The following is a 17373-nucleotide window of genomic DNA, read 5'->3' as shown; positions in this document are numbered from 1 at the left end:
CCCTATTAATGTACCAGAGAATGCTCTTTCCTCTTTTTTAATTTATTCATTACCTCATTCAACTCAAAACCAAGCAATAATATCATACAGTTAATCCAAATGTAAAACATAACAATTAGTAATGTTCCTATAGAACCATACAATTCATTGTATTTTGAAAACTTAATTACCCAAACCCCGAAGAAATAAGAACTAATAATCGTTAAAATAGTAGTAAACACAGAACCTATGGATATAAAAGAACGATTCTCTTGATTTTTAGTTCCAAATTTAAACAGCACAGAAGTCGTAATTAAAATCATCAAAATCAAAAAAGCATAACGTCCCATTACAATCATCGGAATTTTTTCGCTTAAAAAATCTTTTTCATTGAGATGTTGAATTGCAACCTCAAAAACCACAATTATTGCCACAGTAAGTATTAACAAAAAAGCCATAAACAATGACATCCCTAAGGCTACTAAATATTGATGTAAAAATCCTCGTTTAACTAATACGTGCTTAGAATTTTCAAAACCTCCTAAAATAGCATTCAATCCATTAGCCATCAACAAAATGGATAATAAAAAACCTGAAGAAACTAATCCAGAGTGACTATTATGCAAGATATCGTTAATGATATTTTTAATAGCATAAAAAATATTGGGAGGAACCCCATCGGCAACAAATTCTAAAAAATCATCTTGAAAACCCTCAATAGGAATATAAGGTATTAAGTTTAAAATAAATAATGCAAAAGGAAACAATGCCATAAAAAAACTAAATGCAATCGCTCCCGCACGATTAGACAAAGCACCTTCGGTAAGTCCAATGATGTACAATTCTAATAAATCATACAAAGGCATCCCGCTTAGTCTTTTCAACTTCACTTTTTTTGACCAATTGACAAAATTGCGAACTACTGGAATTTTTCTTAGCCTTTCTTCTATTTCTACTGACATTAATTAATTGTATTTTCTTTGGCAATTATTCGATTGCCTTTAAACTCAAATCCATATTATAAATAGAATGGGTCAATGCTCCAGAAGAAATATAATTAACACCACATTCGGCATACAAACGAATCGTTTCTTCATTGATATTTCCGGATGACTCTGTCATTGAAGCATTTCCAATATAAGCAACAGCCTCTTTAGTCATTTCGTAATCAAAATTATCTAAAAGAATACGGTAAACACCACCTGCTGCAACAATTTCCTTTACTTCATCAAGGTCTCTTGCCTCAACAATAATTTTTAAATCACGGTTAGTCTCTTTCAAATATGCCTTGGTTTTTGCAATAGCCAAAGCAATTCCTCCAGCAAAATCAATATGATTGTCTTTTAGCATCACCATATCATACAAAGCAAAACGATGGTTCTCCCCTCCTCCAATTTTCACTGCCCATTTTTCGGCTACACGAAAACCAGGGGTTGTTTTTCTTGTATCTAAAATTTTAGTATTAGTACCTTCTAACAATTGTACATAACTATTCGTTTTAGTTGCAATTGCCGACATTCTTTGCATTGAATTCAAAACCATTCGCTCTGCCTTTAAAATAGATTGTGAACTTCCAGAAACATGAAAAACCACATCTCCATATTGCACTGGAGTTCCATCTTCGATAAAAGTTTCCACTTTCAAATTAGCGTCAACATAATTAAAAATCATTTTAGCAAATTCTACTCCAGCAATAATTCCTTTGTCTTTCACTAAAAGTTTGGCTTTACCTTGCGCTGATGAAGGAATACAGGCTAATGAACTATGATCTCCATCTCCTACATCCTCACGAATGGCATTTGCTATTAATAGTTCTAACTCGTTTTGAAATTGTGCTTCGCTAATCATTTCTACTATAAATTTATATCTTGCTAAAGTAGAACATATTTTGTGGAATTGAAAATTTGTTTCTATTCCAACCAAAATTATTCCAAAGTAATTTTGAAAAGCAATTTATGTTTTACATTTGAAAAAAATATAAGCATCACAAAGAAAACCATTGCAAAATGACTGATATCACCGCTGAAAACAACGAAATAATCAAATTAGTGTCTCAATATATCGATCTTAGTGTTACCCCTTTCAATAAGCCAGAAAGAACCGTTGTGAGAGTAGACAAACGCGATCCAATGTACGGAGGAAATGGAATTGTTTATTTGTTGCAAATGTTTAACGAAGGGGAATTAACCAACAACCGTATTGGGGCTTATATGGTCTTTTTAAATAAAGGCGACCAAGCGGGTTTTCACACTCATGGAACTCGAAATGAGGAAGAATTATATATTGTTATGCATGGCGAAGGCGAATATCTTGAAATGACTAAAAAAGACGGTATCATTCGTAAAAAAAATCTAAAAAAAGGAAGTATTACTGCGATGAGTGGCGAAGGTTTTCACTCCTTAACAAATACTACAGATTCTATTTTAATTGTATTTGTTATCACTACAAACAACCCAAAATAAAAAATAAAAAGCACTGGTTTTATATCTTTGCAGCTTCGAAAATCATCATTCAAATGAACATCAAACTTCTCGCCATTGGCAAAACAGATAACAAAGCATTACAAAGTTTAATTGACGACTACACCAAACGTTTGTCTTTTTATATCAAATTTGATTTGGAAATTATTCCTGATATTAAAAATGTAAAAAACTTATCCGAAAGCCAACAAAAAGAAAAAGAAGGCGAATTAATTTTGTCCAAAATTGGTTCATCAGATCAATTAATTTTATTGGATGAAAACGGAAAAAACTTCTCAAGCTTAGGGTTTTCGGAAGAATTACAAAAGAAAATGAATTCAGGAATTAAAACCTTAGTTTTTGTAATTGGAGGGCCTTATGGTTTTTCGGATACTGTTTATGCTAAAGCACAAGGGAAAATTTCACTTTCTAAAATGACTTTTTCTCACCAAATGGTACGTTTATTTTTCATCGAACAACTATATCGAGGTTTTACGATTTTAAGAAACGAACCTTATCACCATCAATAGAAGTTAGAAGTTAGAAGTTAGAAGGCAGAAGTTAGAAATTAGAAATTAGGAGTTAGAAGCTAGAAGTTAGAAGGCAGAATTAATACACAATCCTAACCTAAAACTCATAACACTTAACACATAACTTTAATTAACAAACTCGTTAGGAGAAATGGGATTCACATTATACAAATCAAATTTTCGTAATAAAATCTTGTTTTGAATGTATTCTCCATAAGACATGTTTTTATCAAATTGAACTACAAAACGAGGTTTAATTATAAACTGAATACTAAAAAACTCCTGTAATAAATCTGATCTTTTTACAAATCTTCCGTTAAGAGAAACCTTATCACTCCCTTTTTTAAAAGCAATAACAAAATCATTTTTTTTAGGTTTTCTAAGATAATAATTCACTTTTGTAAAAGGAATAAAAGCCATATTTTTCTTGATAGAATCGGCATAAGCATAATAATTCTCAGCCTTTTCGTTTTTATGCGCTTTTTCTTTTCGTTTTTTTCCTGCAACTTGATTACCTCAGGAATAACCATTTTTAATGGTAATCGTTTGTCTATATTAAAAATCCAATTGGTTGTAATAATACTATTGTTTCTATTGACTTCGACTAGTGTATCGTTATTTTGTTCTCTAAAAAACAAATAAATTGGTGAATGATCTTGAACATCATTAACCACAGTAGTATCCGATTTAGGAAGTAAAACATCTTCTTTATTTCCGCAAGAAAACAAAAAAGACAAAGCAATAAGACTAAAATATTTCATTTTAAGCATTTAATTTTTCAAACAATTTTACACACTCAACGGCTGCAGCTACATCGTGAACTCGTAAAATATGAGCTCCTTTTGTCAGCGCAAAAGTATTTAAAAAAGTAGTTCCATTCAAAGCTTCGTCAGCAGATATTTCTAGTGTTCTATAAATCATCGATTTTCTAGAAATACCAATTAAAATGGGCAATTCTAAATGATGTAATAATTGCATTTTTTGCATTACTTCATAATTCTGTTCTATTGTTTTTGCAAAACCAAAACCAGGATCAACAATTAAATCATTAATTCCTAAGCTTCTGGCTTGACTTATTTTTTCAGAGAAATAAAAAAGAATTTCTTTTATAACATCTTCATAATTTGTCAAGCTTTGCATCGTTTGTGGTGTCCCACGCATGTGCATCATAATATACGGAACTTGATATTGAGCAATTATTTCGAGCATTTTATCATCTAAATTTCCTGCCGAAATATCATTAATTATAGCTGCTCCGTTTTCAATACAAGCGCTCGCCACTTTACTTCTAAAAGTATCAATTGAAAGTAAAATATCTGGAAATTTATTGACCAATAATTGAACAACTGGTAAAATACGATTTAACTCTTCTTCCTCAGAAACATATTCGGCACTAGGTTTACTAGAATAAGCCCCTACATCAATAAATGTGGCTCCTTCGTTTAGCATTTTTTCAACTTTAGCTATAATTTCATCGTCACTTGTATATTTTCCACCATCAAAGAAAGAATTTGGAGTAATGTTCAAAATTCCCATAACCTTTGGTTTTGATAAATCAACGAGCTTTCCTTTGCAATTTATGGTCATACTTTAATTAATTAATTTTATCTGTTTGGTGTTTAAAGTTAGTAAAGTCTTAAAAACAACTAGTTTGTGCGAACTTTAAAATAGCAAACAATAAACATTTTAAATATTATCCCTATTTTTGGGAAAATTTTAGACAAATATACAGCAATAATAATGAAGAATACTTCTCAAGAATATGACAAAATAATTGAAATTTGTCGTTCCCTTTTCGTTAACAAAATGCAAGATTACGGAAGTGCTTGGCGCATTTTACGCTTACCTTCTTTAACCGATCAAATTTTTATCAAAGCACAAAGAATTCGCAGTTTACAAGAAAATGAAGTTCGAAAAGTAGACGAAGATGAATCAAGTGAATTTATTGGTATCATCAACTATTCGATTATGGCTTTAATTCAATTAGAACTTGGAGTTGTAGATCAGCCAGATCTAAATGTTGAAAAAGCAAGTGAACTGTATGATGCCAAAGTACAATTGACCAAAGATTTAATGGAAGCAAAAAACCACGATTATGGTGAAGCTTGGAGAGAAATGCGTGTCAGTTCTTTAACTGATTTGATTTTGCAAAAATTACTTCGTGTAAAACAAATTGAAGACAACAAGGGAAAAACTCTCGTATCAGAAGGAATTGATGCTAATTATCAGGACATGATTAATTACTCTGTATTTGCATTAATATTAATGGGTTTTACTAATAACAAATAATTCTATATGAAGAATTTCATTACCCAATTTTCAAGACTATTTGTCGGTATTTTATTTATCATTTCCGGATTGATTAAATTAAATGATCCTATAGGTTTCTCCTATAAACTAGCAGAATATTTTAGTGAACCTGTTTTCAACCTACCCTTTTTAGAACCTATTAGCTTATATTTAGCCGTATTTTTGGTTATTGTAGAAGTCGTTTTAGGAATTATGTTACTCATAGGTTACAAAACCAAGTTAACCATTTGGAGTTTACTATTAATGATTGTATTCTTTACTTTCCTTACTTTTTATTCTGCTTATTTTAATGTGGTAAAAGATTGTGGTTGTTTTGGAGATGCCTTACACCTAACACCATGGGAATCATTTGGAAAAGACGTTATTTTATTAGTATTCATTCTTATTTTATTTGTTAACCAAAGACTTATCCGACCTTTATTTAATAACAATAATTTTCAAAATGCAATTGTATATTTAGGATTAGCCGTATGCATTTTCATAGCTTACATGGTTATCAACCATTTACCTTATATCGATTTTAGACCTTACAAAGTAGGCACTAATATTCAAAAGAGAATGGAAATTCCAGCAGGAGCGCCAACTCCTGTGGTAGAAATGATTTTTATTTACAAAGTAAATGGTACACTAAAAGAATTCAGTGAAAAAGATTTAATGAGTCTACCAGAAGGCGCTGAATTTGTAGATAGAAAAGACAAGATTATTAGCCAAGGTTACGTTCCTCCTATTCATGATTTTACAATGACAAAAGACAATTCAGATTATAAAGACGAATTGCTTCTAGAACCAAAATTAGTAATGATTGTTACTTATGATTTGAAATCGTCTAAAGAAGAAGGAATGCAAAAACTTAGCGCTATTGAAAAAGAGGCAACTTCTAAGGGATACAAGGTTATTGGTATGACCAACTCATCACAAGATGAAATTGCAAAAGCACAAAAAAAATACAATCTAAAATTTGATTTTTATACCTGCGACGCAATTGCACTCAAAACCATAGAAAGAGCCAATCCAAGTATTGTAATTCTTAACAAAGGAACTATAAAACAAAAAGTACATTATAACGACACTGATAAACTAAAATTATAAATAGATTAAAGCTCCTAATTTTGTTCTGTAAAAAGACAATTAGGAGCTTTTTTAAGTTAAATTAATCTAAAAAACACTGATTAAACCGTACTTTTTAATCATTTTTGAATGAAAAAAATCGCCATTTTAATTAATTTATAAGTACTAAAAACCCAACTATTACGTTTTCATTATCACTTTTATAACTCATACAACTGTATTTGTTATTTTTTTTAATAAAAATCAAAAAACAGCCCTATTCAAAATAGGTTTATTTTAACTTTGTCCCTATGAAGAAAATGAAAAACACAATTGCAATAGTATTGGTATTTATAACCTTATCTTGCTCAAAATCGAAAGCTCAAAAAACAGCTTTTTCTAAAGAAGCACTAGCTGAATCTGTCTTAAACACTGATGGCTCTCCTATTGCTTTTAAAAAGATTTTATCACAAAACAAAGGAAAAAATGTTGTAATCAAAATTTGGGCATCTTGGTGTCGTGATTGCATAAAAGACATACCGAAAGCTAAAGAAATACAAGCTGCTCATCCAGACGCTACCTACATTTACATTTCGATGGACGACACTGCCGAAAAATGGAAATATGGAATAGAAAAATACGATTTAAAAGGAATACATTATATGGCCAAAGACCAAATGAAAGGCGTTTTTGCCAAAGCCATAGATTTAGACTGGATTCCAAGAACTATTATTATTGATAAAAAAGGAAAAATAGTTGTATATCGTGCTATTGAGACCGATTTTGAAAAAATTAACAATACATTAAGTCAATTAGAAAACGAAAATAATTAAAAACAAAATCAAATATAACACTACGAAAATGAGAAAAAAATTGTAGCAGGAAACTGGAAAATGCACAAAAATGCAGCACAAACTAGCGAATTATTAAGCGAATTAATTGCTAAAGTGCCTGCTAACACTACAGCACAAGTAATTGTTGCGCCAACATTTGTAAACTTGGCTGCAGCAGTAAATCAACTAAAAGGAACTAACATTAGTGTTTCGGCACAAAATGTTCACCAAACAGAAAGTGGCGCTTTTACAGGAGAAATATCTGCTGATATGTTAACTTCTGTTGGTGTAAACACAGTTATCCTTGGTCACTCTGAGCGTAGAGCTATTTTTCACGAAACTGATGCTTTAATTACTGATAAAGTAAACACAGCTTTAAAACACGATATGACCGTAATTTTTTGCTTTGGAGAAGAATTAAAAGACCGTCAATCTAACAATCACTTCAACGTAGTTGAAAACCAATTAAAAGATGGATTATTCCAAATCGATGCTAAAGCTTGGGACAAAATTGTATTAGCTTACGAACCAGTTTGGGCTATTGGAACTGGAGAAACTGCTTCACCTGAGCAAGCGCAAGAAATGCACGAATTTATCAGAGAAACAATCCTTAAAGCCTATGGTAAAGAAATCGCTGAAAATGCAACTATTCTTTACGGAGGTTCAGTAAAACCAGAAAACGCAAAAGAAATATTTTCTAAACCAGACGTAGACGGAGGTCTTATTGGTGGAGCTGCTTTAAAAGCAGATGATTTCGTAGCTATCGTTACAGCTATCTAATAAAATACTTTTTTTATAAGAATCCTCAATCACAGCCGTGATTGAGGATTTTTTGATTAATAAACAATACACAAACACCACTTTCATTAGAAATACGTTATCTAAAAAACATTGTTTAAAAAATGGAACCTAAAGAGCTAATCAAAAATTCAGCAAACAAAATTTGGCAAAAATGGTCAATCGCAATTCGTATCACACCATTAATCATTATTCTTGCACTACTTAAAATTTTTACACATTATCTCGGATGGGAAGTTCTTGAATTAAATGCCTTATTTACAAGTTTAGTAGCAGGTACAATATTTTTAATTGGTTTTTTAATTAGTGGTGTGCTTTCTGACTACAAAGAAAGTGAAAAAATACCTAGCGAACTTTCCGCTTCAATCAAATCGTTAGTTGATGATACCTATACCATTTATAAAACCAAAAATACATTAACAGCTCTTGAATTTATAGAATTTCAAAAAATGTTTTGTACCTCTCTTATAAATTGGTTTTACAAAAAAGAAAAAACCAAAAATATTTTGAAGAAAATAAGCGACATGAACCACTTTTTAATCGAACTTGACAAAGAAGGGGTTCCACCGCCATATATTTTAAAATTGAAAAACGAACAAAACAATCTGCGAAAAATGATTTTGAGGATTGATACTATAAGAGATACAAATTTTGTGAGTTCAGCTTATACAATTTTAGAAGCTATGGGTGTTATTATAGGAAGCTGCTTGCTAATAATAAAGATGGAACCTTTTTATGCTTCACTATTTTTTACTTTAGTAGTTACTTTTTTAATTGCATATATGTTTTTGCTAATTAAAGATTTGGATAACCCTTTTGACTATTCTAACAACGGTGAAAGTGGAACTGAAATTTCTTTAAAACCGCTACATGACTTGAGAAAAATTTTAATTGACTTCATTTAAAAAACATTTTTTAAAAGTTTTCTAAAGCCTATTAGACTAATTTATTCCTGAAATAATTACTTACCTTTGCGCAAAAAATAACACTATGTCAAATATTTATATCGCCTATCATTTTAGTATTGAACCAAAAAATACTAATAACAGTGAAGAAGCTAAACAATTGGCTTCGGAAATTTTAGTTGCCGAATTAGGCGAACTTGCCTTTGAAAGTTTTACTGAAACCGAAACTGGAATTTCAGCTTTTGTTCAAAAAGAGTTGTGGGACGAAATGATTCTTGGCAATGTAAACATTCTTCATTCTGAGGAATTCGATATTGATTATTCTTTCGAAGAAATCGATCAAGTTAACTGGAATGAGGAATGGGAGAAAAACTTTGAACCTATTGATGTTGATGGAAGATGTCACGTAAGAGCACCTTTTCATCCTAAAACAGATGCTGAATTTGACATTCTCATAGAACCAAAAATGAGTTTTGGAACCGGTCATCACGAAACGACACACATGATGATCCAACATTTATTAGAAATGGATGTTACAGGAATGAAAACCTTAGATATGGGATGTGGAACAGCTATTTTGGCTATTTTGGCAGAAATGAAAGGCGCACAACCAATTGACGCTATCGATATTGACAACTGGTGCTATTTAAATTCTATTGAAAATGCTGAACGTAATAATTGCACGAACATAAGTGTTTATGAAGGCGACGCAACTTTATTAAAAGAAAAAAAATACGATCTAATAATTGCAAACATCAACAGAAATATTCTGTTGAATGATATGCAAACTTATGTTGATTGTTTGAACCCAAAAGGAACCTTATTACTAAGCGGATTCTACAACGAAGACATCCCTTTTATAGACGCTTCTTGTACAGAAAAAGGGCTAACTTATGTTAAAAAATTCGAAAGAAACAATTGGGTATCACTAAAATATGTAAATTAATACTTTGTTAATTATCAAATAATTATAGCACAAATAAAGATTATAATGAGTACTATTGAAAAAGTAAGAGAAAAAGTTAGTGTCCAAGAAATTACCACTAAAAACAATGAAATCATTCTTTATAATGACGATGTAAATACTTTTGACCACGTTATTGAAACCTTAATGCGTGTTTGTGAACACACTCCTGAACAAGCAGAGCAATGTTCATTAATTGTTCATTATAATGGAAAATGTACTGTGAAAACAGGTCCTATGGACAAATTAAAACCACAATGTACTCAGCTTTTAGAAGCAGGACTTAGTGCAGAGATTATTTAGTTTTCCTTTACTATCACATAAAAAAAATGCATTCGTTTGTAGCGAATGCATTTTTTTATGCTCACAACGATAATATATTAATGTGGTAATTTATCTTTTAATACTCCATAAAGAAAGGTACCTAATAAGGCTCCTAACAAAACGATAATTACCGTACTAAAACCTGCACCAATTAATATAAAAATTGGACCAGGACAGGAACCAGCTAAAGCCCAACCTAAACCAAAAATCAACCCTCCTAAAAGATAACGAACTGTTGATGGTTCTTTGTTTTCAATTTTTATAGGTTCTCCTGAATAATCTTTTACATTAAACTTTTTGATTAACTGAATCCCTAAAACTCCCGTAAGAACAGCTATCATAATTATACCATACATATGAAAAGACTGAAATTGAAACATTTCATAAATACGATACCATGAAACGGCCTCTGATTTAGTCAGTACGATTCCAAAAGCAAATCCAACTAAAATAAATTTTATCAATTTCATAACTTAAAAAATTAATGGTAAAATAAAATGAGACATAATTAATCCACCTATAAAAAAACCAATAACAGCTTTTAATGATGGTAATTGCAGGTTACTCAAGCCTGAAATCGCATGCCCTGAAGTACAACCACCAGCATAACGAGAACCAAAACCAATAAGTACTCCCCCAATAAGTAAAATAAACAGTCCTTTTGGAGAGTTCATAACTTCTGGTGAAAACAAAGCATCTGGCATCAATTTTCCTTTTGGCGCATCAATATTCATTGCTTGAAGTTGTTCAATTGTCTTTGGGTTTATTGTTACATTAGAAGGATCACTCAAATAATGAGTAGCAACAAAACCTCCTAACATGGCACCTGCCACAACTGCTAAATTCCAGCGTTGTGCTTTCCAGTCCCAATTAAAAAAGGAAACTTTTTTTCCAGCTCCTGCCAAACTGCACAGGGTCTTTAAGTTTGTCGACATCCCGAAAGTTTTCCCAAAATAAATTAAGCTTAGCATCACTAAACCAATTACAAAACCTGAAATATACCAAGACCAGGTATAATAAATTATCTCCATTATAAATTTTTTATTTTTTACAAATATATAGTATTCATAAAAAATGATATTACTTCAAACCCATTCAACAATAAATATTATTACTATCAAATTTAAATTTCTAATTAAATAATTGATTTAGCATTAAATATGAGAATACTCCAAGTATGTGACATATGTTACTGTACTCCTTTTAAGGCCCAAGTATATTTGTATCATAATATTTAGATAAAATTTAAATTATGAACAAAATCAATTACATACTTCTCTTAGGAATATTTTCTATTTCAAATCATAATTATGGACAAGACACATTATCAATATCAAAAAAAGATATCTGGTTAAAAACTTCAGAAAATAATTTACAAATTAAAATTACTAATCAAGATGTAAAAGCAGCTCAAGCTGATTACAGACAATCCAACTCAGTATTTTTACCAAGTATAACGGCATCTCATACAGCGATTGCTACTACCAACCCCTTAATGGCTTTTGGTTCTAAACTAAATCAGGCTATTTTAACTGCTGCTGATTTTAATCCAACTTTATTAAATAATCCTGCAACTACACAAAATTACGCTACTAAAATTGAAGTATTGCAACCTTTAATTAATATGGATGGTTTTTATGGTAGACAGGCAGCTAAATCTAAAATAGAAGCTTACCAACTTAAAGCGGAACGTACTAAAGAATATTTAGAATTAGAAGTTAACAAATCATTTATGATGCTACAATTAGCATATAAAGGAGTTGTTGTTTTAGAAAAAGCAAATGCTACTGCAGATGCCAATTTGAAACTGGTAGAAAACTATTTCAAGCAAGGAATTCTGCAAAAAACAGATTTATTATCCGTACAAGTTCATGTCAATGAAATTAAAAACCAATTACAATATGCCAAAAGTAATGTTCAAAACGCATCTGATTACTTAGCTTTTTTATTAAACGAAAATACAAATGGCAAAATTTACAAGCCAGTAGAACAATTAGATAATACTATTACTGTAAAAACCATCAATACTCAATTATCGGATAACCGAAAAGATATTCAAGCAATGGATAAATCATCAGAAGCATATGCTAAAATGCTTCAGTCCAGCAAAATGAATTTCTTACCAAGATTAAATGCTTTTGGAAGCTATGAAATGTATGACGATAAACTATTGGGAAATTCTGCAAAAGGGTATTTAGTAGGAGCTCAATTAGCCTGGAGTGTTTTTGACGGATATAAATCTATTGGTAAAATGGAGAAAAACAAAGCCGAATTCCAAAAAGCAGCCATTGAAACCCAACAATACAAATCACAAAGTCAACTAGAACTTAACAAAGCTAATAGACAGTTGAAAGATGCTGAAAACAAAGTGAATTTAGAAAAATTAGCTTTAGAACAATCACAAGAAGCCTATAGAATTCGCAGCAATCGTTTCCAACAAGGTTTAGAAAAAACGACCGATTTATTACAAACTGAAACCCAAATGTTCAAAAAAGAACTGGATTATTTACAAGCTGTTTTCGAATATAGTTTTACCCAAGAATATTTACAATTTTTAACAAAATAATAGTATAACCCAACGAATCTTAAGAAAAGAAAAGATAATTACAATTGAATATTATGAAAAAATTAATAGCAATCCTTTCAATTTCCACACTAATTATAACTTCATGTGGTAATGACAAAAAAGAACAAGTAACCCCACAGACAGCAATTGTGGTAAAAGTGAGTGGTGTTTCTGAAAACAACAATAATTCATTTGTAACAGCAAGTGGAAAAATTGAATCCGAAAACAGTGCGAATCTAAGCACCAGAATGATGGGTTATGTTACCAAAGTTCACGTAAATGTTGGACAAAGAGTTAGTGCAGGACAATTAGTAGTAAGTATAAACAATACTGATTTACAAGCTAAAAAAGCACAAGTAGAAGCTTCTATTTTACAAGCAACTGCCGCTTATACTAATGCTAAAAAAGATTATGATCGTTTTGTTGCATTGTTCAAACAACAAAGTGCTTCTCAAAAAGAATTAGATGATATGACTGCACGTTATGAAATGGCAAAAGCCGGACTCGAAGGTGCAAAACAAATGAGAAACGAAGTATTAGCTCAGTTTTCATATTCAAATATCACCGCACCATTTTCAGGAATTGTAACAAACACTTTTGTAAAAGAGGGTGATATGGCTAATCCTGGAATGCCTTTAGTAAGTATTGAAGGTGCCTCAAAATTACAAATTACTGCAATGATTTCTGAAAATAGCATCAATACCATTAAAAATGGGATGCCAGTAAATGTTTTAGTAAAATCATCTAATACAAAACTAACTGGTAAGGTAAGTGAAATAAGCCTTTCTGCAAAAAATACAGCGGGTCAGTATTTAGTAAAAATCAATTTGGATAAAACCGATAAAAATATTCTTGCCGGAATGTTTGTTAACGTACAGTTTCCAATTCAAAACGAAAGTAATGTAGCAGCTAACCAGCCTATCTTGATAGACGAAAGTGCTTTGATTACACAAGGACAATTAAAAGGGGTTTATGTTATTGACAATAATAATACTGCCTTTTTAAGATGGTTACGAATTGGGAAAAACTTTGGAAATCAAGTAGAGATTCTTTCTGGATTATCAGCCAATGAGCGTTATATTATTGCTGCCGAAGGCAAATTGTACAACGGAGCTTTGGTCAGTGTTCAGTAAAAAATTTGCTGTAACAGTTTATCAATTTGTCACAAATTTATAGTTAGTCATTAACACCGCGTGAGGGATAGCAGTGGAAATCCTTTTTATTTTGTCCTACTGAGCTTGTCGAAGTACAAAATAAAAAGATTGTAACGAATAGCCCGACCCAAAATACGTAGCTTGGCGAAGTATGAGAGGGTCACGCCCAAAAAAACAAAAAAAATGCAAGAAGGAATTTCAGGTAAAATTGCCAATTTTTTCATCAATTCAAAACTAACCATTTTGATGATGGTTGCCTTGATGATTATTGGTGTATATAGTTCTTTTCTGATACCTAGAGAAGAAGAGCCACAAATTAATGTTCCAATGGCCGATGTAATGGTTGGTTATCCTGGAGCAAGTCCGAAAGAAGTTGAAAGCCGTGTAGCAAAACCTTTGGAAAAAATCATTATGAATATCAAAGGTGTTGAGCACGTTCATACTATGGCAATGAACGGACAAGCCATGTTAATCGTTCAGTTTTATGTAGGTCAGGACGTGGAACGTTCATATGTAAAATTGTATGATGAATTGAGCAAACACGAAGACATGTTCCCAAAAGGGGTTTACAAACCAATTGTAAAAACACGTTCTATTGACGATGTACCTATGTTGGGACTGACACTTTGGAGCGAAAAAATGGACGGTTTCCAATTGCGACAAATTGCAGAAGAAGTAACCTCTGAAATTGAAAAAGTTAAAGATGTGGCCATCACTAAAGAAATTGGTGGACAAACACGAGCTTTAAAAGTGGTTTTGGATAAAGATAAAATGGCTGAAAATGGTGTTGATGCTTTGGGCATTATGCAAATGATACAGGCTAATAATGGAAGTTCTCAATCTGGAAGTTTTGTAAAGCAAGATCAGGAATATTTGTTGACAACAGGTCAATTTTTGGCAACAGCCGAAGATGTTGAAAATCTGGTTGTAGGTATTAACAAAAACATGCCTGTTTACCTAAAGCAAGTCGCTAAAATTCAGGACGGACCTGAAACAGCACGAAATTACATAGCCTTTGGTTATGGAAAAACAAATGTGAATTATGCTGAAGCTAAATCAGAATATCCAGCTGTTACTATTTCTGTCGGTAAGGTAAAAGGAGCCGATGCGATGAAAATATCTGAAAAAATCGTAGAAAAAATTGATCATCTAAAAACTAGTTTAATTCCAAATGATGTTCATGTTGAAATAACACGTAATTACGGTGAAACGGCTTCAGACAAAGTTGGTGAACTATTGATGCACCTTGGTATTGCAATTTTGGCAGTAACATTTTTGGTAATGATTGCTATGGGCTGGAGAGGTGGATTGGTTGTTTTCTTTTCAGTACCATTAACATTTGCATTAACCCTATTCAGTTACTATATGTTGGATTATACGCTGAATAGAATTACACTTTTCGCACTAGTATTCGTAGTAGGAATTGTGGTGGATGATAGTATTATTATTGCTGAGAATATGCATCGCCATTTTAAAATGAAGCGATTGCCATTTAAACAAGCGGCTATATATGCCATTAACGAAGTAGGAAATCCTACTATCTTGGCAACTTTCACGGTTATCGCAGCAATTTTACCTATGGCTTTCGTATCTGGGATGATGGGACCATATATGAGTCCAATGCCTATTGGTGCTTCGATTGCAATGATTTTATCTTTGTTCGTAGCATTAACAGTTACACCTTATTTAGGCTATCATTTATTACAAGAAAAAGAAGAACAAGAGCACAAGGAAGCAGAAGGTCTTGAAACCAGCTGGGTGTACAAAATCTACAACAAAATTGAAAGACCATTCTTGGACAGCAGTGCTAAAAGAAAAAATTCTCCTTGCGGGAACAATACTATTATTGTTAGGTTCTGTTGTAATGTTTTTTACCAAATCGGTATTAGTGAAGATGCTACCTTTTGATAACAAAAACGAATTCCAGGTTGTAATCGATATGCCGGAAGGAACTACCCTCGAAAGAACAGCAGCTGTCACCCAAGAAATCGCCCAATATTTGGCAAGTAAACCAGAAGTGGTAAATTATCAAAATTACATTGGTGCCTCTGCTCCTATTACATTTAATGGATTAGTACGTCATTATGATTTACGTGGTGGAAGTAATATGGCTGATATTCAAGTGAATCTTTTACACAAAGAAGATCGATCTCCACAAAGTCATGACATTGCTAAAGAAGTACGTCCGGAAGTTCAAAAAATTGCCAAAAAATATGGGGCAAATGTAAAAATTATCGAAGTACCGCCAGGACCGCCTGTATTGTCAACTTTAGTTGCTGAAATCTATGGTCCTGATTATGATAAACAAATAAAAGTTGCAAGCCAAGTAAAAGACATCTTGACTAAAACAGATGGAATCGTAGATATTGACTGGACGGTTGAAGATAACCAAACAGAATACAAACTGGAAATTGACAAGGAAAAAGCAATGCTTAACGGTATAGCTCCTCAACAAGTAGTAGGTAATTTAACTTATTTACTAAAAGAATACCCAGTTTCTAATTTGTATGATGAAAACTCTAATGACAATGTAGGTATTATACTGGCTCTTGATGATAAAGACAAAACTAGCTTAGAAGAAATTGAAAACCTTAAAATTAAAGGTAGTCAGGGTAATATGATTCCCGTAAGTGATTTGGTAAAAGTAGTTCAAGATACTTTGCAAAAAACAATTTACAGAAAGGATCAAAAACGTGTCGTTTATGTAACTGCTGATATGGCAGGAGCATTGGAAAGTCCCGTTTATGCTATTTTGGGAATGGATAAAGAATTGGAAAAAATCAATTTACCAAAAGGATATAAAATCAACGAATTGTATATGGATCAGCCATCTGACGAAAGTGATTTTACTGTAAAATGGGATGGTGAATGGCAAATCACTCTGGAAGTTTTCCGCGACCTTGGTGTAGCATTCATGGTGGTAATTGTAATTATCTATATGCTGATTGTAGGATGGTTCCAAAACTTTAAAACACCTATCGTAATGATGTTGGCTATTCCTTTATCATTAATTGGAATTGTATTAGGTCACTGGTTATTAGGCGCTTTCTTTACTGCAACTTCATTTATCGGAATGATTGCTCTTGCAGGAGTTATGGTTAGGAATTCGGTATTACTAATTGACTTTATCGAAATCCGACTCAATGATGGTATTCCTTTAAAACAAGCCATAATCGAAGCTGGGGCTGTAAGAACAACACCTATTTTATTAACCACAGCAGCAGTAGTCATTGGAGCATCCATTATTTTGTTTGATCCAATATTTCAGGGCTTAGCCATTTCATTAGTATTTGGCGCTATAGTTTCTACATTACTTACACTAATTGTAGTTCCATTGATCTATTACATGACAGAGAGAAAAAATGGGAATCAAGCACTGAAAATAAAGAAGAAACTGAAAACTTATAATTGTAAAAAAATGAAATTATTAATTGTAACCGGTATAACTGAATTTGATGATGACATCAAAAAAATGTTAAAACAAGTTCAGATAAAAAATTACAG

18 protein-coding genes and 1 pseudogene are annotated in these 17373 nt (G+C 31.9%); 12 read left to right on the top strand and 7 right to left on the bottom strand.

Features of this window, described 5'->3' with window-relative positions; all coding sequences use genetic code 11:
• Window positions 1–5: 5 nt before the first annotated feature.
• Window positions 6–941: a YihY/virulence factor BrkB family protein gene (locus P5P90_RS01735; protein WP_278035529.1), complete on the bottom strand. Its 936-nt coding sequence runs from the start codon at window positions 939–941 to the stop codon at window positions 6–8.
• A 25-nt stretch (window positions 942–966) separates the two neighbouring features.
• The gene (gene nadC, locus P5P90_RS01730; RefSeq protein WP_278035528.1) at window positions 967–1827 is read right to left on the bottom strand and encodes a carboxylating nicotinate-nucleotide diphosphorylase; all 861 of its coding nucleotides are present in this window, start codon (window positions 1825–1827) and stop codon (window positions 967–969) included.
• A gap of 158 nt (window positions 1828–1985) precedes the next feature.
• Between nadC and P5P90_RS01725 the strand changes: the two genes are divergently transcribed.
• Both P5P90_RS01725 and rlmH read left to right on the top strand, forming a co-directional pair.
• The gene (locus tag P5P90_RS01725; RefSeq protein ID WP_278035527.1) at window positions 1986–2441 is read left to right on the top strand and encodes a cupin domain-containing protein; all 456 of its coding nucleotides are present in this window, start codon (window positions 1986–1988) and stop codon (window positions 2439–2441) included.
• A 53-nt stretch (window positions 2442–2494) separates the two neighbouring features.
• Window positions 2495–2968 carry a 23S rRNA (pseudouridine(1915)-N(3))-methyltransferase RlmH gene (gene rlmH / locus P5P90_RS01720; protein WP_278035526.1) on the top strand — a complete coding sequence of 158 codons (474 nt, stop codon included), beginning with the start codon at window positions 2495–2497 and terminating at the stop codon, window positions 2966–2968.
• A 126-nt stretch (window positions 2969–3094) separates the two neighbouring features.
• On the opposite strand, the gene P5P90_RS01715 is transcribed toward rlmH, so the two are convergent.
• Genes P5P90_RS01715 through folP form a run of 3 tightly spaced genes read right to left on the bottom strand, consistent with a single transcriptional unit; the run spans window position 3095 to window position 4555 of the window.
• On the bottom strand, window positions 3095–3364 hold the full coding sequence (locus P5P90_RS01715) for a hypothetical protein (RefSeq protein WP_278035525.1): 270 nt from the start codon (window positions 3362–3364) through the stop codon (window positions 3095–3097).
• The gene (locus P5P90_RS01710) at window positions 3361–3729 is read right to left on the bottom strand and encodes a hypothetical protein (RefSeq protein WP_278035524.1); all 369 of its coding nucleotides are present in this window, start codon (window positions 3727–3729) and stop codon (window positions 3361–3363) included. Before P5P90_RS01710 ends, P5P90_RS01715 begins: the two co-directional genes overlap by 4 nt.
• A gap of 1 nt (window position 3730) precedes the next feature.
• Window positions 3731–4555, bottom strand: a complete 825-nt coding sequence (folP, locus tag P5P90_RS01705; RefSeq protein WP_278035523.1) for a dihydropteroate synthase — start codon at window positions 4553–4555, stop codon at window positions 3731–3733.
• Between the two features lie 153 nt (window positions 4556–4708).
• Between folP and P5P90_RS01700 the strand changes: the two genes are divergently transcribed.
• From P5P90_RS01700 to P5P90_RS01670, 7 genes are all read left to right on the top strand, one after another.
• Window positions 4709–5257 carry a DUF1599 domain-containing protein gene (locus P5P90_RS01700; protein ID WP_278035522.1) on the top strand — a complete coding sequence of 183 codons (549 nt, stop codon included), beginning with the start codon at window positions 4709–4711 and terminating at the stop codon, window positions 5255–5257.
• Between the two features lie 6 nt (window positions 5258–5263).
• Window positions 5264–6367 (top strand): BT_3928 family protein, encoded by a 1104-nt coding sequence (locus P5P90_RS01695; RefSeq protein ID WP_278035521.1) that lies wholly within the window; start codon window positions 5264–5266, stop codon window positions 6365–6367.
• A 269-nt stretch (window positions 6368–6636) separates the two neighbouring features.
• The gene (locus P5P90_RS01690; RefSeq protein WP_340696427.1) at window positions 6637–7158 is read left to right on the top strand and encodes a TlpA family protein disulfide reductase; all 522 of its coding nucleotides are present in this window, start codon (window positions 6637–6639) and stop codon (window positions 7156–7158) included.
• A gap of 39 nt (window positions 7159–7197) precedes the next feature.
• On the top strand, window positions 7198–7938 hold the full coding sequence (gene tpiA, locus P5P90_RS01685) for a triose-phosphate isomerase (RefSeq protein WP_278036459.1): 741 nt from the start codon (window positions 7198–7200) through the stop codon (window positions 7936–7938).
• A gap of 122 nt (window positions 7939–8060) precedes the next feature.
• Complete coding sequence (locus P5P90_RS01680) at window positions 8061–8861, top strand: hypothetical protein (protein ID WP_278035520.1); 801 nt, start codon at window positions 8061–8063, stop codon at window positions 8859–8861.
• An 85-nt stretch (window positions 8862–8946) separates the two neighbouring features.
• Window positions 8947–9807 carry a 50S ribosomal protein L11 methyltransferase gene (gene prmA, locus P5P90_RS01675; RefSeq protein ID WP_278035519.1) on the top strand — a complete coding sequence of 287 codons (861 nt, stop codon included), beginning with the start codon at window positions 8947–8949 and terminating at the stop codon, window positions 9805–9807.
• Between the two features lie 45 nt (window positions 9808–9852).
• Window positions 9853–10128 (top strand): ATP-dependent Clp protease adaptor ClpS, encoded by a 276-nt coding sequence (locus tag P5P90_RS01670; RefSeq protein WP_278035518.1) that lies wholly within the window; start codon window positions 9853–9855, stop codon window positions 10126–10128.
• 77 nt (window positions 10129–10205) lie between these two features.
• Here the strand turns inward: P5P90_RS01670 and P5P90_RS01665 are convergent, their stop codons facing one another.
• A complete protein-coding gene (locus tag P5P90_RS01665) occupies window positions 10206–10619 on the bottom strand; it encodes a DUF6691 family protein (protein ID WP_278035517.1) in 414 nt (137 codons plus the stop codon).
• Window positions 10620–10622: 3 nt separating this feature from the next.
• Window positions 10623–11180: a YeeE/YedE family protein gene (locus P5P90_RS01660; RefSeq protein WP_278035516.1), complete on the bottom strand. Its 558-nt coding sequence runs from the start codon at window positions 11178–11180 to the stop codon at window positions 10623–10625.
• A gap of 221 nt (window positions 11181–11401) precedes the next feature.
• Here P5P90_RS01660 and P5P90_RS01655 point away from each other — a divergent pair, with 221 nt between their 5' ends.
• The 3 genes and pseudogenes from P5P90_RS01655 to P5P90_RS01645 form a co-directional block, all read left to right on the top strand.
• A complete protein-coding gene (locus P5P90_RS01655) occupies window positions 11402–12715 on the top strand; it encodes a TolC family protein (protein ID WP_278035515.1) in 1314 nt (437 codons plus the stop codon).
• A gap of 53 nt (window positions 12716–12768) precedes the next feature.
• Entirely contained in the window at window positions 12769–13848 is a 1080-nt protein-coding gene (locus P5P90_RS01650; protein WP_278035514.1) for an efflux RND transporter periplasmic adaptor subunit, read from the top strand.
• Window positions 13849–14052: 204 nt separating this feature from the next.
• Window positions 14053–17233: pseudogene (locus tag P5P90_RS01645) on the top strand (efflux RND transporter permease subunit); the annotation flags it as partial.
• Window positions 17234–17373 lie beyond the last annotated feature (140 nt).

The sequence above is a fragment of the Flavobacterium nitratireducens genome (genome assembly GCF_029625335.1).
Taxonomy (GTDB): domain Bacteria; phylum Bacteroidota; class Bacteroidia; order Flavobacteriales; family Flavobacteriaceae; genus Flavobacterium; species Flavobacterium nitratireducens.
Note: the sequence above shows the minus strand (reverse complement) of the source record. Positions and strands in the feature narration are given on the sequence as shown.